Annotated in this window: 20 protein-coding genes and 1 pseudogene; 10 read left to right on the forward strand and 11 right to left on the reverse strand. The window is 45.3% G+C overall.

Going from position 1 to position 20,314, the window contains the following annotated elements; translation table 11 throughout:
* Positions 1–2: 2 nt before the first annotated feature.
* Complete coding sequence (locus KHO06_RS17565) at positions 3–248, reverse strand: Rho-binding antiterminator (RefSeq protein ID WP_005434844.1); 246 nt, start codon at positions 246–248, stop codon at positions 3–5.
* A 155-nt stretch (positions 249–403) separates the two neighbouring features.
* Between KHO06_RS17565 and KHO06_RS17570 the strand changes: the two genes are divergently transcribed.
* From KHO06_RS17570 to KHO06_RS17585, 4 genes are all read left to right on the forward strand, one after another.
* Entirely contained in the window at positions 404–1,537 is a 1,134-nt protein-coding gene (locus KHO06_RS17570; protein ID WP_212583015.1) for an MBL fold metallo-hydrolase, read from the forward strand.
* A 456-nt stretch (positions 1,538–1,993) separates the two neighbouring features.
* Positions 1,994–2,761 carry a transcriptional regulator gene (locus KHO06_RS17575; RefSeq protein ID WP_032802841.1) on the forward strand — a complete coding sequence of 256 codons (768 nt, stop codon included), beginning with the start codon at positions 1,994–1,996 and terminating at the stop codon, positions 2,759–2,761.
* Between the two features lie 260 nt (positions 2,762–3,021).
* Positions 3,022–5,712, forward strand: coding sequence for an alpha-glucosidase (gene ygjK / locus KHO06_RS17580; RefSeq protein ID WP_212583016.1), 2,691 nt, complete (start codon positions 3,022–3,024; stop codon positions 5,710–5,712).
* Between the two features lie 524 nt (positions 5,713–6,236).
* On the forward strand, positions 6,237–6,956 hold the full coding sequence (locus tag KHO06_RS17585) for a GTPase (RefSeq protein WP_212583017.1): 720 nt from the start codon (positions 6,237–6,239) through the stop codon (positions 6,954–6,956).
* A 37-nt stretch (positions 6,957–6,993) separates the two neighbouring features.
* On the opposite strand, the gene KHO06_RS17590 is transcribed toward KHO06_RS17585, so the two are convergent.
* Together KHO06_RS17590 and KHO06_RS17595 are read right to left on the reverse strand one after the other, a co-directional pair.
* Entirely contained in the window at positions 6,994–7,245 is a 252-nt protein-coding gene (locus KHO06_RS17590; RefSeq protein WP_005428362.1) for a TIGR03643 family protein, read from the reverse strand.
* Between the two features lie 129 nt (positions 7,246–7,374).
* Positions 7,375–7,794, reverse strand: coding sequence for a VOC family protein (locus KHO06_RS17595; RefSeq protein WP_005428272.1), 420 nt, complete (start codon positions 7,792–7,794; stop codon positions 7,375–7,377).
* Positions 7,795–7,994: 200 nt separating this feature from the next.
* Between KHO06_RS17595 and KHO06_RS17600 the strand changes: the two genes are divergently transcribed.
* The 5 genes from KHO06_RS17600 to KHO06_RS17620 all read left to right on the forward strand — a co-directional run bounded on the left by KHO06_RS17600 (position 7,995) and on the right by KHO06_RS17620 (position 12,103).
* Entirely contained in the window at positions 7,995–8,456 is a 462-nt protein-coding gene (locus KHO06_RS17600; RefSeq protein ID WP_038891045.1) for an ecotin family protein, read from the forward strand.
* The gene (locus KHO06_RS17605; RefSeq protein ID WP_043883155.1) at positions 8,453–8,761 is read left to right on the forward strand and encodes an MliC family protein; all 309 of its coding nucleotides are present in this window, start codon (positions 8,453–8,455) and stop codon (positions 8,759–8,761) included. Before KHO06_RS17600 ends, KHO06_RS17605 begins: the two co-directional genes overlap by 4 nt.
* Before the next feature lie 572 nt (positions 8,762–9,333).
* The gene (locus KHO06_RS17610) at positions 9,334–9,738 is read left to right on the forward strand and encodes a hypothetical protein (protein ID WP_038891043.1); all 405 of its coding nucleotides are present in this window, start codon (positions 9,334–9,336) and stop codon (positions 9,736–9,738) included.
* Positions 9,739–9,752: 14 nt separating this feature from the next.
* Entirely contained in the window at positions 9,753–11,315 is a 1,563-nt protein-coding gene (locus KHO06_RS17615; protein ID WP_045371042.1) for an NAD(P)-binding protein, read from the forward strand.
* Positions 11,312–12,103 carry a hypothetical protein gene (locus KHO06_RS17620; RefSeq protein WP_038891041.1) on the forward strand — a complete coding sequence of 264 codons (792 nt, stop codon included), beginning with the start codon at positions 11,312–11,314 and terminating at the stop codon, positions 12,101–12,103. The genes KHO06_RS17615 and KHO06_RS17620 overlap by 4 nt, the downstream gene beginning before the upstream one ends.
* Positions 12,104–12,246: 143 nt before the next feature.
* Here KHO06_RS17620 and KHO06_RS17625 read toward each other — a convergent pair whose 3' ends face one another.
* The 6 genes from KHO06_RS17625 to KHO06_RS17650 form a co-directional block, all read right to left on the reverse strand.
* Positions 12,247–12,738 carry a VOC family protein gene (locus KHO06_RS17625; protein ID WP_005428296.1) on the reverse strand — a complete coding sequence of 164 codons (492 nt, stop codon included), beginning with the start codon at positions 12,736–12,738 and terminating at the stop codon, positions 12,247–12,249.
* A 150-nt stretch (positions 12,739–12,888) separates the two neighbouring features.
* Positions 12,889–13,827 (reverse strand): LysR family transcriptional regulator, encoded by a 939-nt coding sequence (locus tag KHO06_RS17630; protein WP_212583018.1) that lies wholly within the window; start codon positions 13,825–13,827, stop codon positions 12,889–12,891.
* Positions 13,828–13,926: 99 nt separating this feature from the next.
* A complete protein-coding gene (locus KHO06_RS17635; protein WP_212583019.1) occupies positions 13,927–15,177 on the reverse strand; it encodes a hypothetical protein in 1,251 nt (416 codons plus the stop codon).
* A gap of 140 nt (positions 15,178–15,317) precedes the next feature.
* The gene (locus tag KHO06_RS17640) at positions 15,318–15,635 is read right to left on the reverse strand and encodes a DUF4144 domain-containing protein (protein WP_212583020.1); all 318 of its coding nucleotides are present in this window, start codon (positions 15,633–15,635) and stop codon (positions 15,318–15,320) included.
* A 150-nt stretch (positions 15,636–15,785) separates the two neighbouring features.
* Positions 15,786–16,322: a DUF924 family protein gene (locus tag KHO06_RS17645; protein ID WP_212583021.1), complete on the reverse strand. Its 537-nt coding sequence runs from the start codon at positions 16,320–16,322 to the stop codon at positions 15,786–15,788.
* Positions 16,323–16,643: 321 nt separating this feature from the next.
* Positions 16,644–18,491 (reverse strand): M3 family metallopeptidase, encoded by a 1,848-nt coding sequence (locus KHO06_RS17650; RefSeq protein WP_212583022.1) that lies wholly within the window; start codon positions 18,489–18,491, stop codon positions 16,644–16,646.
* A gap of 242 nt (positions 18,492–18,733) precedes the next feature.
* Here KHO06_RS17650 and KHO06_RS17655 point away from each other — a divergent pair.
* A pseudogene (locus KHO06_RS17655) lies at positions 18,734–19,100 on the forward strand (hypothetical protein).
* A 152-nt stretch (positions 19,101–19,252) separates the two neighbouring features.
* On the opposite strand, the gene KHO06_RS17660 reads toward KHO06_RS17655, so the two are convergent.
* Both KHO06_RS17660 and KHO06_RS17665 read right to left on the reverse strand, forming a co-directional pair.
* Positions 19,253–19,777, reverse strand: coding sequence for a hypothetical protein (locus tag KHO06_RS17660; RefSeq protein ID WP_212583023.1), 525 nt, complete (start codon positions 19,775–19,777; stop codon positions 19,253–19,255).
* A gap of 189 nt (positions 19,778–19,966) precedes the next feature.
* Positions 19,967–20,140, reverse strand: coding sequence for a hypothetical protein (locus KHO06_RS17665; protein ID WP_005428284.1), 174 nt, complete (start codon positions 20,138–20,140; stop codon positions 19,967–19,969).
* Positions 20,141–20,314 lie beyond the last annotated feature (174 nt).

Here is a 20,314-nt window from a genome sequence, read left to right on the forward strand (position 1 = left end):
AATTAACCGAAGGTCACTTCACTGAAATGCGGATTGTCTTTGAGTGCTCTCATCGCAATCAATTGTTCGGTTGGGAACGAAATGTGCTCGCCATCGATATCCAAAAATAAGCACTCTTGTCGTTCGATATCGTAGCCTGTATCAAATGCGCTGCCTTGATGTTTCTCACCGTTTTTGAGGGTGATCTCCACGGGCAGATTAAACATACAAGCGATTTCAATAAAATCGTATTGGCTGCAGGTCACCATAACTTTTCTCCTTCTCTTCCTTATCAAGACCGATAAAGGACAGAAATACTTCTCTGAAACCTAATCTTCATCTTACGCCCTATTTTGGTCATGAAAAAGACATACAAGCAGGCTTAACTAAAACCATAGTTTAGTGAACAAGACGTAGATAGGACATGTCTGAAACGACACTTAAAAACACGTACTTGGCTAGTGAGCGCGCAACGCAATCACTGATTACTCGTCACACTTACTACGCGCAGTTGGCGCATCGCATTAACCACTCACCTCAATTTGAACATGGGCGCGTCAAAGACAAGATGCCAAATGTGCCAAGCCCTCAGTCTTTTTGGCAGGTGTGTTGGGCCTACATGGGCGGACGTTCGCCGCTCAGTCCTGATAACCAACTGCCTTATTCATCGATAGAGCCCACGCGATTTGAACAGCGACAGCAAGCGATGCGAGTCACTTGGCTCGGGCATTCCACTTTGATGATTGAGACCGATGGCGTACGCATTCTGACTGACCCTGTATTTGACTATGCGTCGCCTTTGATTGCTAAAGCATGGTTTGAGCGCAATATCCCCAATACAGCCGTACGTGATAGCTTGCCGATTCCTGATGTTATCGTGATCTCTCATGATCATTACGATCACCTCGAAGCTTCGACCATACGTTACTATTCTGATAAATCCGTAACATTTTACGTGCCACTCGGTGTCGGTAAGCATCTGATTCGTTGGGGTGTGAGACCTGATAACGTGGTGGAATTTGATTGGTGGGAGAGTGTTCATTACGCCAACGTTGAGTTGATATGTACGCCAGCCAATCACAACTCTGGGCGCACTTATCTTGATAAGAATTCGACCTTATGGGCATCTTGGGTGGTAAAAGGGCAGCAAGAGACCCTCTATTTCAGCGGCGACAGTGCGTACGATAGTCACTTTACACAAATCGCTCAACGCTGTGGCCCGATTGATATCGCCTGCTTGGAAGTCGCGGCAGATGTGAAAGGCAACCAAGGATATCCGGTTGAGAACTGGGGACACATGCAAGCGCATCACACCGTACGCGCATTCAAAGATCTGCAAGCGAAGAAGTTGCTACCTGTGCACTGGGCAACGTATGAGTTGTTTACGCACAAATGGGATGAGCCCATTGAGGACTTGATTGAACATTGCCAAGCTGATCACATTGAGCTGATAACCCCGATGGCAGGAGAAAGTTTTTACGTGGCAAAAGAATATAAAAATAAGCCTTGGTGGCAAGCCAATAAATTATGTGAGCAAGCTAGAAAAATACGGGTATAATATGACGGCGCTTCAATAATACCTTGGTTAATTTAACCAACTTTCTTGCTCCTTATAACAAGATTTTTACTGGTCATCGATTCAATAAATTACCAGTGAGTCACTATTTTTCTGTGATCCCTCGCGATAATAAATCTCCGAGTACAACTTTTTGATACTTCTCACCTAATAAAATAGCCTTCTGAGAGAAAACTTTTACTAAAAATCTTTGTGAACTTAATTTTACGCATCAAAACAATTATACTCGTCGCCATACTGATAAGGCTTAAAATAGCTGGTCAAAGTGTGAACGCAATGAGTAAAACTTGATCAGTTAACAACGAGTAAAAGTCTCATCATTGAAACCGATTTAATTGACAAAGAGTGCTGGAAATAATTGGAACCAGTATCACAAGAGTAGGATTCTCTTGAATATATCATCAGGGATGCTGAAGAAATTAAAACAGGCATTGTTAGATGAATAATTCTGCAACGTATTTACTTGCTGCTTTACGAGAAAAAATTAAAGAGAAAGGGATTTGTTATTCCGATCTCTCTGCTGGAATGGGGATTCCTCTATCAACCATTAAGAGACAGTTACACAATACGTCTTTAGGGTTGGACAAAATACTCTCGTATGCCACTCATTTAGATACTGACTTAGTTGAATTGTCCATGCGTGGTAAACAGCTGCAACAAGAAAACGAGCAATTTATCACCGACATTAACAGTGAAATATTTCACCAGTATCCGTACCTGTTTGATTTCTTGTATTTATTACGTCGGAAGGAATGGTCTCCGCAAGATATTGCGAGTAAATACCAATTGACCCATACCTCGATCACCCTTTATTTCCGTGCATTGGAAATGATGGATTACATCGAGCTAAAAGGTGATGACCAATACCGCTTTAAAGATCAAGGTCGCTTTATCTTCGAAGAAGGCTCGAAGCTCGATACTTTGTTTGCTAAGCGCTTTCGAGATGAAGTGTTTAGCCATGATGTGCGACCACCGATTTGTATGGGACGCATTGCTATCACTGAAGAGCAGGAAGAGAAACTGGCGAATGAGGTGTACAACAAACTGATAGAGTTTGATGTGCAAAACAAGAGCGGAGAGGGCAGTAAGCGACTGAGAAACGTCTTGATGACCTACACGCCGGGCAATCAGATATTCCTTTCGGATACGATTCCGAATATTGACGGTGAATTATTAAAGGCCATCTCGATGGCGAATGAAAAATAGTGACTATTTAACCACAAAATAAAGAATTTATATTAAGTGGGTGTGTTTGATCATGAATGCATCAAAGACCCACTATTATCCAAAATTAATGACCTGTTATTTAAATAGGTCAAACGAAGAAGAGACAAATTAACCGATCTCTTCTCAAATCCAAAAGTGAAATAAATAAGGCTGAATCTTCATCATCGAAAATCGGCAGGGAACGTCTCGACCTTTTTTCGCCTGATCAGGACCAAAAGCCAATAAATGAGGGATATAACATGCACTTTAAGACTTCTTTATGTGCGATTGCTGTCGGGGTTGCTCTAACACTTAGTGGATGCAACAGTAGTGATAATGACTCGAATGTGGAAGCGCCTCTGAAAGCGGCTGAATTCCACAACACCATTGACCGTGCAGGTGTGCCAGTGGCACTGCGTGATCTTCATGGTGGTCACCTTCGCTACATTCCTATGTTCGATAACGGTTCTTGGCATGGTCATACGCTAGATACTCAAGGTGGCGAAATCACCCTAGGCGGTACGGCGTTGCTAACGGAAGAATACGTGTCATTCATGGCTGCACGTTTCGACCGTTTAACACTGATGGTTGACGGTGAAGCGATGCCGCTTAAGCTAACAGACGCTTACTCGCAACCAGGCGCGCTGATTCAAGAGTACACAGGCGATAACGGCATCACTGCCGAACTTGAAATGCGCTTTGTGACCGACCGTACGTCTCTTGTTAAAACCACCATCAAGAACCCGAACAAGCTGGCTATTAAAGGCGAATGGGACGGCGAGTTGATGCAAGATTACCGCGCTGACGATGGTGAACTATACAAAAACAGCGACAGCACAGTGCGCAGTGTTGAAGATGCATACCCTACTTACTCACGTGAAATCGCGGCGACAGAAAACGGCGTAGAAGTGTCTTTTGGCGCGGTTCGCGACTCTTGGTCTCTGCTGACTTCAGGCGATTCTAAGTTTGAAGTAACACGCTCTATCAAGCCAGAAACGTCGACAATCGACGATGACAAGAAAGGCTTTGTCCAAACGGCAGAGCTAGGTAATGGCGAAGAAATCACGCTATACACGGCTTACACACACGTGCAAAACACCGAAGAGCAAGCGTCTGAGTTTGCCAAGTTAGACGATGTGATGGCCGATCCAAAAGGCTACATGCATGATTCAGCAATGCGTTGGGAAGAGTACCTAGAAAACGGCCTAACCAACGATGCTGCTTCAAAAGAACATGAATTCGTTGCAGTAAAAGCGATGGAAACACTGAGCGCAAACTGGCGTGGTGCAGCAGGTGCCATTGACCACGACACAGTAACGCCATCGGTAACTGCGCCTTACTTCTCTGGCAACATGACTTGGCCGTGGGATACATGGAAACAAGCGTACGCAATGGCTCACTTCAACCCAGATGTGGCGATGGAAAACATTCGTACTGTATTCCAATACCAAGTTCAGTCTGACGATCCTGTGCGCCCATGGGACGAAGGTTACTTGCTTGACGTGGTGACTTACAACTTGCCAGCAGAACGTTGGGAAGGCATGTCTGCGGAATACAAAAAAGTGTTCCCACTGGCGACAGACGGTTTGAACTGGAACGAACGAAACACCAAACCATCTCTAGCTGCATGGGCAGTATGGGAAGTGTACACCGCACTGAAAGACGAGCATAACCGTCCGGAAGAAGCGAAGCAGTGGCTAGAAGAGATGTATCCGAAGCTGGTGGCATTCCACGATTGGTGGCTACGTGCTCGCGATACAAACAAAAACGGCATCCCTGAATACGGTGCAGCAAAAGACCCAATTCATACTGTATTTGAAGATGATGTGAATGATGGTTCTTGGGGATCGGATGCGTCAGTAGACGACATGAAGTTCCAGTACAAAGACGAAGCGAATGGCGACAAGTGGATCAAAGAGACTGGCATCGAGAAATACAACCAGTTGCTAACGTCCGGTGACTACACGGCAATGAGCATCCCTGCAAAAGTCGCTGCGGGTTGGGAATCTGGCCGTGACAACGCGGGTGTATTTGGCTTTATTGACACCATCGACAACCTACAAGGTATGTCTGAACTGCCGACACAAGATGAAGCTAAAGTGATCGACCAAATGGGTCGCTACGCACACGATACCAACGGATTCGACAACACCTACGATATAGTCATGGGTGAAGATGGCTCGGTGGTGACTTACCGTGATGATTCGCCAGAGAACATGGACAAACTGGCTCTAGCGAAGAAAGACTGGGAAGTGAAGTTCAACGAGAACACTGACGAAGCGAACAAGTTGTCTGGCTATTCGCTGATGCAAGAGTCGGTAGACCAAGCCTCTTACTGGTACTCGGATAACCTGTTCCTATCTCAAATTGCAGAAGTACTGGGCAAAGCAGATAAAGCGGCTGAGTTTAAAGAGAAAGCGGAAGACACCAAAGAGTACATCAACCGATGTATGTTCGATGAATCAACTGGATTCTACTACGACATCGAAGTGGTACCTGGTGGCTTGAGCAACCAATGTGCTGGTCCAATGTTGGTGAAACGCGGCATGGGTCCAGAAGGTTGGTCTCCACTATTCAACAACGCGGCAACGCAAGAGCACGCGGATAAAGTAGTGAAGAACATGCTTGATACCAGCAAGTTTAACTCACCAATGATCCCACTTGGCACGGCGTCGATGGATAACCCGGCTTACGGCCCTGACATTTACTGGCGTGGTCGTGTGTGGCTGGATCAGTTCTACTTCGGTGTACGTGGTATGGACAACTACGGTTACGGTGTGGAAGCGCGTCAGATGGTGGATAAGCTATTCAAGAACGCACAAGGCTTAACTGAAACGACGCCAATTCAGGAAAACTACAACCCTGAAACGGGTGCAGTGCAGGGCGCAAACAACTTCTCTTGGAGTGCTGCGCACCTATACATGTTGTACAACGGCTTCGTGGGCAAATAACACCTGTTAGTGAGTCACTAACACGTCAAATATTAAGCGTTGCAGATGACCCCCCTAGCATCTGCAATCGCTTAACCCTCTTCAAATTAGGCTCAGTAAGATCAAACCGGACGGTGAAAATTGTCCGGTTTTTATAGAGTTATCACACTACTTTTCTGCAAATTCCTAAAATCTGTATGCTGGAAAAACTGAGCTACAAAGCCACTTCCCGTTAAAAAACAATCAGTAACTGTCCCGCATTTCGTTCTGCCCATTTTCAATACATAACATTTATAAAATGATCGTTTAACTGTTTTGTAACAAATTATATGCTTCATAAATCAATGAGGTCGTTAGATATTCATGCGAAAGCATTCAGAGTTGCCCTAACCTCGCCGCTGTTCAGCCGCTCCGAGCCGAAATTAACTCCAAACTCTACTTTGCCGCCTGAGTTTTCCTCATTCAAAGGAGCGTATTGATAAATACCTCACTTTCTTAGTCGTCAGCATGACGTGTTGCGATGCAGCACCATCAAGGAAGGTGACATGAACTGTTTACAGACCAGCCTTTATAACTTGTTAGAAGACAATGACTTCGTGCCCTCTAAAGAGTACAAAGCCTCTATTGCCAGCTACCTACATTCCGATTCCTCACTCACACCTCAAGCGATGGGTAAGCTCACTGGCGAAATATTCCAGAGCAAACAAACCATGGCGTATTACTTGCTGCACAATGCCATCAACGAAGAAGAGGGCGCAGATCGACTCAAAATGATTGCCAATCGTTATGCGCAAGGGGAAATGAAGCAGCAAATCATGCATCATTGCCAAAATGACAGAAACCACTCGGCCATGTACGCCAGTTTGATCCCATTAACGGGTTACCAAACCGAGGTATATCAAGAAGAGAAGTCGAGTGATTTCAGCAATGTGAGCCACTTTTACGACGACATTAAAATCCACCTTTTCCGAGCTCATTCCGTCGAGCTTCGCTCTTGGTGTTTATTGGTTTCTCAACTGAGTTTTATCGACCAATCAGATATTCCGTATCTGAAAGAGATGCGACCGACCATTCAGCAGATCTTGGACGATGAGGTGAGGCAGGTCTCTTACACGGCGCAACACGTCAGCCAGTGGTTGGCAGAAGATCCGTCACTGTGCCAAGCCTTCACACAATGCATGAACCACACCTATCGAGAAACGTGGGATTACCTCGCTTCTATGGCGGAATTCATGCGAGACAGTACACCTTACTTTATGGTCTAGGCGTAGAGTGCTTGAGTCTAAAGGCTTGGCGAGAGGCTCAACGTTGTTTGTACTGCGTTGGGCAATAGCCTCTGTTCACGTCTGGTGAGCGCAGTTTTAAGTGTTTGGTGTTACGCCCAGATACACGTTGTCGCCAAAGTTTGAAACTGCGGGGTTTGAGGTGGCGACGCATCAAGCTGATAACGCCATTTTCGTTCAGGCCGAATTGATGCTCAATGGCTTCAAACGGGGTTCTGTCCTCCCATGCCATTTCTATGATTCGGGATAGCGCGTCGTCGCTGAGTGTCATGGTGTGTTCCTAATCAAGGTTGCCTATTTAAACTTAGGAACACACATACGTAATGTACGGCGAAACGGTTTAATTGGAAGCCGTTTCTAGTCGATAAAATGAGGACATAAAGTTAGGAATAGCAAAGAGTTATTTCTGTGGTTTAAGCTCGACTACATTGCCTTCTGGATCTTCTAAATACACAGAGCGACCAAAGCCCTGTGCACCATATCGTTCAGCAAACTCTTCTACATGGACATTATGTTGATGAAGATACTCAAGCAACTCAGACTCTTCAAAAGGCGCAATTTGTAGGCAGAAATGGTCGAGGTTGCGGCCATCTTGGCTTGGCGATTTACCGCCTAACTTGCCGAGTTCACTCTCAACCGTCACCAAATCAATGATGGCCGTGCCAGCACGTAACTGTGTCAGGCCTAAGTCGGGCAACTCCCGCTCGATAGGACACCCCAATAGGTCTCGATAGAAACGGAGCATCGCATCGAGATTATCCGTTCTCAATACCACGTGGTCGAGGGCTTTGATTTCAATGGGGTTTCGCTGGTTTGCCATGACGTGTTCCTTTTTCGAGCATTGAGAAAAGTATACGCACTAAACCAGCAAGCTGATCGCCAGAGCCAGCATAACTACGCACGTTTATTTTGCTAAGAGCGTCGTAATTGTGAGAGCCAGCCTCAAATCCTACCGTGCTCTCACATTAAATCAGAATTCCCCATTACAATATGCCCATCCATATGAAAAAGGAAAAAACGATGAAAGCAGTTTGGTTGGCCGCAGGTGCATTGGCACTGAGCGGATGTTCGGCAATGAACTCGGCAAATGATGTATCTCGCCCATCAGCAGAGATGTTCCCTGAGATGGAGAACATGACGAAGCACGTTTTCTATGTAGACCCAGCAAGCAACGAAGCAGATAAGCGCGTTGAGCTTGTGGTCGGCAAAATGATGGAAACAGACTGTAACCGCGTTTCTCTGGGCGGCAGTGTGAGCGAGCATTCGCTAGAAGGCTGGGGCTACACTTACTACCAAGTTGACGCTTCACCAGCAGGCGGCATCTCTACGCTTATGGCTTGTCCTGAAGACATGGAAAAGGTAGAGACTTTCGTTCAAATGCCAACACGCGACCTTTACCGTTACAACAGCAAGCTACCTGTTGTGGTTTACGCACCAGCGGATTTGGACGTGAACATTCGCGTTTGGGCGCCTGAAGAATGATTTCTCTTCCGGCTAAAATCACTTTGACCCTAGGTAGTTTGCTTGTACTTGGAGGCTGTACTTCCAATGTGCCGGAGTACCAATATCAGTGTGATGACGGCCATCAGTTTGCTGCCCGTTTTGAGCAGGAAAAAGCGCGGATTACCGTTGATGGCGGAAGAGAGCTTGAGCTCAAACAGGTCCGCTCGGCTTCTGGTGTAAGGTATCTATCTGATGACCAAATGTTAGTGCTCCACACCAAAGGTGACGAAGCGATTTTGATCGTCAATGAAATATCGCAGAGTACATGTCGCATTACGAAGTAATCCGATCGCTCAAAGGCTTGGTTGATACCGAGCCTTTTTTATACTCAAAAGCTAAACGAATTGTATTCGGTGAGAGATTCTAGTGAATATTGAGGACTTGTGTCTCTACAAAGAGCTTCACCAGTTCTATTTTGTACCTGTTTTCCGCTCTATGTTTACAGGCAAGTCAAGCAGACTTATCGTAAGCTGAGGTGAGATATCTGCCTATTTTATAAAATCTTAATGTTCAATGTGTTACTAGTAACAAAGTAGTAATAACTATTTAGGTCTTCTATCACTTAAAGTTGATGTAATTGGCTGCGTTTATCACTTTTTTCTCTCTTTTTTGAAAAATCTCTTATTCCCGTAAATGTTTACTCCTTCACTTTTCCCATAACTCCTTTCCTTATTGTTTCTTTTGTTTTTTTAAGTTGTTGATATTTATAGTTGTCCTCTTTTTTGGTGAAGGTTTGTTCAATGGCATATCTCTTACAGAATTAAACGAGTTAAGCCAATAGTGATAAGCTCGCAATTGATATACATTCTCGTTTGGGAACATTCCCGCAATAAATATAAAAATGGAGAAAACTATAATGAAAAACGTTCTTGGCTTCGTGACCCTTCTTGCTGCTTCTCTGGTTCACGCTGAAGATGCGATTACTTTTCCGACTCAATCCGCTGCAGAGGTAAACGATCCAATCGTCTTTCCTACTGTTCAGCATCCCATTGTGTTGGTTGGTGGTTACGAAGTAGAAAATGGTGTTTTACGCTCTCGCACTTATGACTGTGGCATTAACATCAGTGATTTAAACTTATCAGCACAACTGGTGTGGGAAGGGGCGACACCAAAAGTGATGATTTTAGGTGATGATCTGATTATGTGTCGCTCACTGGCAAATAGCCCGTTTGAACTGGACATCAGTGGCGTGCTTGAGCAACTTCCGAATCACGACCTATATCGTGTAGAAATCGCGAATCATGTGAACTTTCACCGATAGTTCGAGGTGAGAAGATGATTTGCCATTCTATTAGTGAAGGGGAGGTTGAGGCTTGCGCTAGCGCAGGCCGTTCTCGCCCGAAAGTCGCAATTTTTGGCGCGGGAATTTCAGGCTTAGCCGTCGCGCATAATTGTATAAAGCAAGGCTTTGATGTTGCCGTTTACGACAAGGAGCTCTACACCGGAGGCAAGTGCATTGGTACGGTAGATGATGGCGGCGTGGTGCATGAGCTCACGCATCGACAGTTCTTCGCTAAAAACTACAACCTGATTAATTTTCTTAAAGAAATCCCCTCAGATTCAGGGAGTTGTTTAGATTCACTCTATCCTCAGAATGTTGTTCAATTCTCTTGGGCTCAAAGTAATAAGACGATACCGTTTCAGCGTAGCTATTTCACTCGCCTAGAAAAGTTGTGGGATGATGCAAAATCAGCTTATTCGATGCTCTATTCTCAAGTGCCCGTGAAGGACACGCTTTGGTTTAAGCAACGGCTACAAGCTCCTTACTCGATAGAAGATTTACTCGGCGTTTCTGTTCGTGATTTCTTCTCCTACGATACCCGTCCCAAGCTTGCTATCTTCTTGAGATCTGTATTGCTTGGATGGATCGGTGCAACCGATGATACGCCCGCACTGGCTATTTTGGATTTACTCAACAATAAAGAAGGAGAGTTGCATCCATTTGCTCCAGACGCCTACAGCTTGGGAATGGACAAACCAATTAGTGATGCGCTGATTAACCCGCTGACTCACCATCTACAAAAACAGGGCGTTCAATTTCATTTAGGCTACAAAGCACAAGCCATATACCCCAATAAGGCCCGAACACGAATTGAAGGCGTTCGACTTCATACCGATAATACCGTTTTGGCCGATTATTATGTGTTTGCACTACCGGCTCACGTGACACAATCTCTTCTCGCTGAGACAAGTCCTGCTCTGAGTTATGACTATGTGTTGAGTCACGGATTCCAGTTCTATTTTTCACGGGTACCTGCGGTATTGAAGAGTAGGACGGTTGGTTTGGTCCTCGATTCTCCTTGGGGGTTGAGTTATCACGTGACCACGCGAAATACGCCCCGAGGCGAAATGACCTGTTTGTCGGTGACGGCAACCGACCTTGATAATGCGCTTGGCCTTCTTTATCAAAAACCGATGCTGTCTTGTACAGAGCAGCAAGTTAAAGATGAGCTATTGTTTCAACTCTTCGGACAACTAGATTTACTGGATCACTCGGCCTACAAAGGTTTCAGAGTGGGGCTAGGGGCTAAAATGGTCACGCCGCAAGAGCTGGATGCTCTGTATGCCGATCACTTTCATGGTGATGTCGTTATCAATGAAAGTGGCCAGCCTCGTTGCTGGGTCTTACAACATGCATTAACGCAACCAACGGCTCAGAGTACGCTCTCGACTACCGTGAAAAACTTCTCTAATGTCTTCTTAAGCGGCGAGTACTTGTCTGATCCAAGGCAAACTTGGCGAGTCCCTGTTACGCTGGAACGCTGCATTGAAACCGCCAATCTATGTGCGATGGATGTGGCTGCGCGAGCCCTCTCTGAGAGTGAGGAGAGTCAATGAAGTCACTGGTCTATTCCCCATTATCATGTGGGCTGTTTCTGATACTTTGCTTAGTTTATGGCAGTGGTTTTTATCTGCTTGTGCAAAGCTCAGTGTGGCTGACATTTGTGCTGACACTCATGTTGCCTGTGTTGTTTTGGCCGCTGACGAAGCCAGTAGAAAATGCCAATGAGATAAAGCGTATCCTTTGTCTAGAAACAGGCTTTAATCTTTTATGTTTCCTCGCTGTGAGCCAATGGGTAAGCGTGGAATACGTCGACAAAGGCTTGATCGTGTTTTTTGTCTTGCAGTCCGCTGGATTTATCATGGTGCAAATCAAAAAGCAGGCTTACTTATCGGCACTGATATCGATGGTGTTGGCGGCGGCGATTGCATATTGGATACACATTGGTGCGCAAACCACTCTGCTAGGTGAAGGGAGCATTCTGTTGTTTGGCGAGGCGGTGCCTTGGCAATTAAAACTGATTTATGGCTTTTGGTTAATGCAATTGCTGTTGGTGGAGTATCGTTCTGTTTTACCAAAACTGACGCTTGCGATTTGCCATATTGCATCCTTTGTTATTGCAATTGGCGCGGAGGATTTCTTCCATGCCCGCATCGTGACAGCCAGTCATCTTTTATTCCTCAGTCTGTGTTTTAACCTCAAGAGTTTGGATTGGGGAGGTGGCGATTTTGTCGTATCTACTCGGTTCAGTCGTTTTATTCAATTAAAGATGGTTAGAGAGCCGTTGTCTGAGTTCTTGCTTGGTATTGTTGTGATGACGTATCTCGGGATCTTTTTGATATAGCGAGCTTAGGGTTGTGTTTCTCACTCGCAACCCCCTCCTACTCCCCCTTGTATTGACATTGTTTGCTCAGCATTTGCATTTAGTGTCCAAGGGGGAGGGCTTTTCTTTGGCGCGATGAGGGAATTTATCTCCAACTTTTCGAGTTATTCGTAATCAGACGCGTAAGTTTCTTCGTAAGTGTGTGAGTAAAGCTCGAATAAGTTACCAAACGGGTCTTCCATGTAGATCATTTGAGCTTGTTTGCTGTCGTCTTCTGGGTGGTAGCGCATGATGTCCATGCGAGCTTTACCACCAAACTCTTCAATACGTTTGATCGTTTGTGGGAACTGCTCTTTCGCTACTTGTAGACAGAAGTGGAAGATGCCTAGACGAGAGAAATCGACTTCGTGACGCTCTTGGCGCTCCTTCATTTCAAACAGTTCAACACCGATGCCGTCAGACGTCACTAGGTGAGCGATATTGAAGCCTTTGAAGCCTTCACCGAATACGGCGATACACATACGACCGATTGCTGATTCGCGCTCTTCGATAACTTTTGTGTTGTTCATTACTATGCGAAGACCAAGCGCTTTAGTGTAGAACTCTACTGCTTTGTCCATATCGCCAACCATGATGCCTACGTGATTCATTTTCATAATTCTGCTCCAAAAAACTGTGATGTTTAATTCGTGTTTCGTTTCGATGGAGGTGAGTATATGGAGAAATTTTGATTACATGAAATTATCAATAATTTTTAAGATAATAATTTTTTGTTATGGTGTCGTCGGGCAGCATTTCATCTTTATTTAGGCATAGGACTGACTGACGATGAGCTCTCTTAGCCATTTATGGCTTGGGTCATTGTCTAGTTGCTTGTTCCAAAGTAGAAAGAACCCGCCTGGTTCCATCTCGATTGGGAGCGGCTTAATCACAATATCCGATTTGCCTTCGAACTCGCGGATGCTTTTGTAAGGATAGGTGAGTAATAAGTCGCTCTTCTCACACAGTTTCACTGCGCTGGAAATGTCGGACATGTTGACGGCGTTATCAATGCCCAGTCGTTTCGTATCCAAAACTTCATGTAATAGCCAACTAGATACACCACCAGTGATGACTTGAATATGGCGGTACTTCAAGAAGGTATTGAGGTTCCACTTTTCCTCTAACGCAGGGTGTCCTTTTCGCATGATACAAGCAGAAGTGTCACGCATGAGTTCGGCATAATTCAGTGTGTCGGGGATAGTATCGACATGGGTTTTAGAACGGGCATCAAACTCAAAGATACCCACACCAAAATCGATCTCTCTTCTCTGTAGTCGAGTAATGCTGCCGTTACTCCAATCCTCACTTTTTATCGTGATCCTTGGCGCACTGGATAAGGCTTGAGGCAGAAAACGTGGGTAAATTGTGGAGTAGGCGGTTTCAATAAGGTCGATGCTAAAAACACGTGTCGAGCGTTCTGGGTCAAACTCTTCTGGCTCTCGGAGCTGATCAATTTGCATCAGAATCTGTTGCAACTTGCTCTCTAGTGCTAGCGCTTTTGGTGTTGGTAGTAGACCTTTGGATTCACGTTCGAACAACGGGTCATCAAACTCTTGGCGCAATTTAGTCAGCTGTTTACTGACGGCCGATTGAGATAAGAATAGTTTCTCTGCAGTTCTGCTCACGCTGCGCTCTTGCAGTAAAACGTACAAGCAAATCAGCAGGTTCATATCATTTTTTATTAAGTGGGATAGATTTATCATGATATTCCTATCAGTCAACTTATGAGTTGAGGCTTATGAATAGAAACTATATCACTTAATTGAAATGAGTTAAGTCAGAAATACAGGGAAGGTCTTTAATCAAAGAATCAAAAGGTCGAGGTATTGGCTAAGCTCTTTCCTGATCTCTAACTCTGCTGGTGATAAGTATTTAGGCGTGTGTGCATCCACTACGACAATGTTTTGTTCACGAGCTTGGTGGGTATCGCCGATGGCGTCAAAGACGCTGCTTAGCAAGTTCATCGATTGTGACATCAAGGCTTCGCTCTCTTGCTGTGAGAGTCGCGGTTTAGCATCAAAACCAAGCGCGCAGAGGATGTCGTTAAAGTGCATTGCATAACCTGAGCCTGAGACATCAAATGTGGTGCTCTTGATTCCATTTGGGCTTTTCTCCCACAGATACAGGGGATGTTTGAGTGTGCCAAAACCAATGGCGATGACGCGCTTCGGATAGTGCAGCTCTAACCGTCTGTCCCAGATATCCCCCGCTTTTCCTGCCTCAATCACTACTTCAATGTTGCCCTCCAGTGAAGCAAGTTCGCCTTCGACATAGAGATGAGTTTCAGCGCCTTGTGTGTACTCCAATTGCGATTCACTAATCCGTTCGGCACAGATTTGTTTTAGTTCAACCAGCGAGTCACCTATGCTGGATTTATGCAGGTAACGCACCAGCCCTGCAATTGCGTGGATGCCCATATCAAAGCCGTAACCTCCGCCGCCGCTGGTGGTTAAGTTAAGTAGTTTTCTCGCGTTGAGTAATTCAATTCGGTTTTCAAAACGGAAGCCTTGGATTGCTTCATGACTGTCGATGGGGTTATCGGCAGCAATCGCAATGATCTTATTGGGCACTCCGTCAGGCAGTGTGATAGGTGAGTCAGCAAAAAGCGCTTCAAGCGAAGGAGCAACCAAAGCCGTATCGATAAAGTAAAATAGTGCCCCGCGACGTTTAAGCTCAGTGATGACTTGGTTAAAGCCTCTGTCAATTTCAGCCAATGAGAAAGACGGTTTCTCAACCACAAACAGAAGGCCTTGAGTGTCGAGTGCATTTCTCACTTGTTCAATGATGGAGAGATGTGTGCCAACTGGCGTGAGAACGAACGTCGCAGCAACATCAGTGTCTGAGTGAGCCTGTAAAAACGTATTAAGATTGGCGTAGCAAGCGGAGTAAGGGAATTGGAACTGCGATACAAAGGACTTGGGATGTTGAACTGCAGGGTCAATAGCGACGATATCAAAGCGAGAGCTTAAGGTGTGCAGAAGGCTTTCATACAAACCCACCACAGACGATTTAGCGTTCCCTAGTCCACCAAATACTAATACGACCTTGTTCATAAGCGACTTCACCATCCACACAATTCACCATGACAGACTAGCAAATTTTATTGGCAGACTAGCTACTTTTTACCAATCAATAGCCCCACATTTTGTTTTCGTAAATGCAACTTCGATGTGCAGAGGAAAGTGCGCGATTGTTAATCAGCTAAGGCCTCAATCGCTTGTTGGACGGAAGTAAAATTGATTTTGATGATGCAGCGCTGTGCTTGGGCAAACTCGTGTTTTTGAATCAGTTCTGTCACTTGCTGTACGCTCAATGTTTGTGGCAACAGGTCCAATTCCACTGTGTTATTAGCACCATTTCTCAATGCAAAGCAATGGCCTTGCGTATCAATCACAATGTCATCCTGACCCCAAATCAATGCTTGGCACTCGGCGTTTAACTGCTCTGATGAAGCTAAGTACACCAGTTCGTCGTCGCCATCGAGTTTGAGCAAACAAGGCCATGTGATCATTGCGTTACCTTAATATTTGGATTGAGTCATTTGAAGTTGAGCTCGAGCTAAACAAGCTACGTAAGGCAAGTACGATACACAAAGCCTTAAGAGAGCAAAAGGCTTTATGCTTGGTGTAATAGTTCGTTTTCAGTTGGCAGGTGTGCTTGCTTAAAAACTGGACCCCGGCTGTTGTAAGAATTCCACTTCTTCTGCGGTGCTATCACGGCCTAAAATCGTATTGCGGTGTGGGTAGCGACCAAAGCGATCGATGATCACTTTATGCTTTAGCTCGAACTCGTAATTAGATTCTCGCCCAAGAGCTTTGAACAGCTTCTCTGCCTCTTCATGAATTCGCTTAGATTCACTGTGCATAAATGGCATGTACAAAAAGCTGCGTTCAACGTCCGTCAATTCTTGGTCTAAGCCTAGACGAATTGCCTCTTGTGCCAAGGCAAGCGCGAGGGCATCTTGAGCGAATGCTTTGGGTGTATTGCGGTAAACATTGCGAGAGAATTGGTCGAGCACAATGATCTCTGCGAGTCGACCTTGCGCTGTCTCTCGCCAGTCAAACAATTCAGATTGAGCGGCTTGCTCTAAGGTGGTGAGAAAGCGCGTTTCGATTTGTTTATCGATGTCGGCGTTGCTCACAAACCAGTCTTTTGGTTCCAGTTCTTCAAACCAGAAAGTCAGGATATCTTGGTACATGGTTGCTTCCCTGATAGAAAAGAGCTAGGAGTATATACCCAAGTGACTTCAAGATGCAGGATTCAGAGCGTTGTCATTGATTCGAGAACAAGGAAAACAACGCAGTGTAATAGCCACCTCTTTCCAAGTTGTTTGACGCAGTAATCGGGTCAATGACACGCTCCCAAAGGGCGAGTTGTCTTGACTTGTATACTTTGTTGCCGATTCTTGATTTAGGCCCACTAAACCTTTAAATCGCCGCCGCGTCTACAAACCAAGTCATTCTCGCTGAACCTAGCATCTCGAGGTTACTTGGGTATACCCCCTAGCTCTTGGTTTGGCTTATCGACCGTAAGTCTCTTGGATGTAGTGCTCAAACTGCTCACACATCTGCTCGTCTGAGACTGAGTTGCTTGCAAGCTCTTTGCTGCCATCCACCACTTTGATGCTGGCATTTAAAGACGCCACAGGGGCACGTTCACGAGTTTGCAGCGAGGCAATTTTTTTCTGCTGCACTTCCCATGCTTGTTCTGGCGATAGGTTACATACGTCCGCGAGATACTTAGCGTTAAAGCCTTCACCCGTTAGGCTAACGATAGTCTCGTTGTGCGATAGGTGATTACCCGCATGCCAGTAATGTTTCGCCAGTAGCGGGCCAATTTCTGGGTTGTCAGTCAGGTAGCCAAACTTGTCGAGGAAGTAAGCGCGAGTCTGGTAAACCGCCATGTGTGCTAGCAAGTAACCGTGGTAGGCACACGCTGCTTCATCAGACAGAAGATGTGGAATCGCCATCAATGGGCGTGGGCTGCATTCCAAACCAAGAATTTGCTTTTCACAATCGCGTGCCAGCTTAGTGATGCGCTCTGGCGTCAGCTCTTCATCGCTTAATTGGTAAAGCGCACGTTCAAAATACGGCACAACCAAAATGCTGCGCTCTTCGTACGCTTTGAATGGCTGACGGCTGTTGATCATCGCTTGGATGATCTCATCCGGTACTGGGTTACCTTCTGCATCCAACGCGTATTGTTTTAGCCAATCGGCATCGGTCAACAGGCTGTCACAGAACATGGATTGTGTTTCTGCGTATGCCATGGAAGTTGGTGCGAACTCTTGAGAGAAACATGGCGCGTTCATCTTCACGTTAGCGAAGTGTGCAGCGTGACCCCCTTCGTGGAACAGAGTATTGATGCCATCGTAGCCGCTGCCAACTTGGTCTGGCTTCGCGTTACTGGTGAAGTTCACCTGCGCGGCAACCCATTCACCTTGGTTGTAGAACGATGGGATAGGGCCATGGCAGAAACCGTTCGGGTATTTGCCTTTGCGATCAAGCAGGTCTAGTGTCAGTTCTGCGCCTGAGTATTCGATGTTAAGACGGCCGAACGATTCTACCCAGCGACGTAGTGATTTTGAGAACGGTACGTACGGGTCTAGGTCACGCATGACGTCACCCGCGAACGAGTAAATAAAGTTGTAGCCAGTCAGTGCGCTTTGACCTTTTTGCTCAGCAAGGTTTGCCAAGCTGCTTAGGTGAGCATCGCGCGTGCGCTGTTCAAAGTCATCTAAGATGCTGAACAGTTGCTCTGAGCTCATCTTTTCCGTCTTCTTCACTGAGTAGTCAAAGAAGGTCTCGTAGCCCAAAGAGCGTGCGAACTGGTTACGCAGTTTGATCAGCTCAATAAAGCCGTTTTGTAGCAACCATTGCTCAAGGTCGAGCAGCGTTTGGTGCGCAGATTGACGCACTTCTTCGTGATTATTAGCGCGAATGGTCGAAGACAATACTGGCAACGAGCCCTCGGTTTGTTCACCGTTTTCATTGGTAAACGTCAGAACGTGATTTTGCTTTTTCTCGAACAACTCGGCTTCAAATGCAATCAGATCATTCTTTTGCGCTTGAGCTTGTTCGCCTTCAATTGCATGCGATTCAAACGTTGCCAACCAGCCTTGCAGACCAATTTGCGTTTGCTGTTTCTCTTGTGGATCAGCGATTGTTTCAGCCGCTTCAAGTTGTGCTTTGATAGCAGAGATTTGCTCGGCGTTGCTTAAGAAATTGGTCCAAGCGGTTTGTGCTTTTGTCGAACCATCGTGGTCGTCGCTGATGCCCATGTACGTCCCCCAAAAGAAATCTTCTTTGGTGCGATGGATAGCGAGGTAACGTTGGTTGAGGTCGTTTAGGTATTCCGTTGCAGTCATTTTGATCCTTCAAATGTTTGCTTTATTGAGGTTTTTATCGTCGTCGATTATTACACGCCTAAGCAGCAGAAAGGAATGCGAAATCCATTTGTTATGTTTATGGCTTGTAAACAGGAATTTACCGCACTTTTTACATGTGCAGGCGTCAGTCACAAAATCTTTCCGTTTTTGATTAGAAATCGTGGAGTGCAGTTTATAAAATTCGGTCTTTCGCAGTGGTGCTGAAAGTAAGGAAAATAGTAATGAAAACAAGAATAACAGTGGGCTTAATGGGGTTAACATTAGCAGGATGCTCAACGACGCCGCCAACCAATGACCAAGTGCAGATCATAGAAAAAAAACTGCGCTGTGATACTGAGTGAATCTGCAAACGCAGAACAGCGTCAGAATGCTTACAACCAGTTAATCGAAAGCTATGGCGAGCGTTATGTGGATGCCAACAATCGAAAACAGTCGACAAGCTGGGACTTGTTTCGCCAAAACGTCATTCATGATGGGAATGGTCAGTTAACCCGAGAATTTATCGAAGTAAGTGACTGGGGCTGTGCGAATGGCAATTATCTAGAAGAGGTGGACTTATTTGTGAAGGAAACACAAGTGAGTAGATAAGAGTAAGATCTACATCTTACTCTTCTTCATCCAACTTTTGATGCTGATTGATCTCTTTACCACAACCTAAACATGGTTCGAGAGGTCGGTTGGCATCATGATGATCAAACCACAATGAGGACATAAATCGCCTTGGTCGTATTTTCTCATCACTAAATTCCTTGTTTGGCTAAGACTTTTTGCAGCTCTTGTTCATAACGTTGAGCAGCATAAACCAATGCATTTTCGCTATATTCGCGTTCGAATATCGGAGAATTTTTTGCTCCGGTACCGAGATAAACTCGAATGTGGGGGACGCTTTCGTTGTGCTCTTGAACAATACAAAGTCCAACTGCGTGGTCATGATCCATCTTGTATCGTAAATAGAAGTCGAGTTTTCTATTTCCGTTTAATCTGGCACCACCCGTTTTCACGTTGTTGTGTTCTAATGTATTGAATTTTAATACGTACTTCTTTTGCATTTCTTCAGCAATAGCTTGAAGTTCAATGGCATAAGGGCTGTTAGGTGGAATGAACTCTTTAGTTTGAGGTTCTTTGGCCTTGAGTTTTGCATCGATTGCATTAACGACTAAGTTTGCGTCTTTGTTAAGACTCTTTTTAGCATTGGAAAGCATTCGTCGAAGTTTATTGTCATCATTGGTATTACGGACGATATCTAGCGTTTTTTCGATACTCATTTTTCACCTCTCATTAATTTATGGAATGTCATTCTATATATTGTTTTTGAGAAGGTCAAAGTTGAATCAACTGAATCAAATTTTTAGAGATGCCCTTGAAGTTTTGCACTAGTAATCAGGTGACGATAAAGCCGAGCGATGCCTCACTCGGCTAAAAGGTTGTGGTCTTGTTGACGCGTATCCTAGAGATTATTCCTCAGGGTATTCGCCCATACCTTGCGTTTGCCCTTCTGCTTTCCAATGCTCGCCTGGGTCAAAGGCTTCATCGCATAGATCGACGGTGTAGCCCATCTCGGTAATTTCTTTCAGGGTGAGGTTGTCAGCAATTTTGGCAATGTCGCCCGCCTTGTTCCGCAGTTCCATAGTCTCCCTCCGGTCACTGTTTGGTTGTCGGTTCAAGTCGCGCCAAGTACAAAAACTTGGGTGGCTCGGCTATAAGTATAAGCAGTGATGCTCGACTTTACGGGCAGATAGCCATAAATAATTTAAGGTTAATCGCGTTATGTTTCACTTTGGCGTTGATTTCAGTTCAATATC

The sequence above is a fragment of the Vibrio sp. B1FIG11 genome (assembly GCF_905175335.1).
Taxonomy (GTDB): domain Bacteria; phylum Pseudomonadota; class Gammaproteobacteria; order Enterobacterales; family Vibrionaceae; genus Vibrio; species Vibrio campbellii.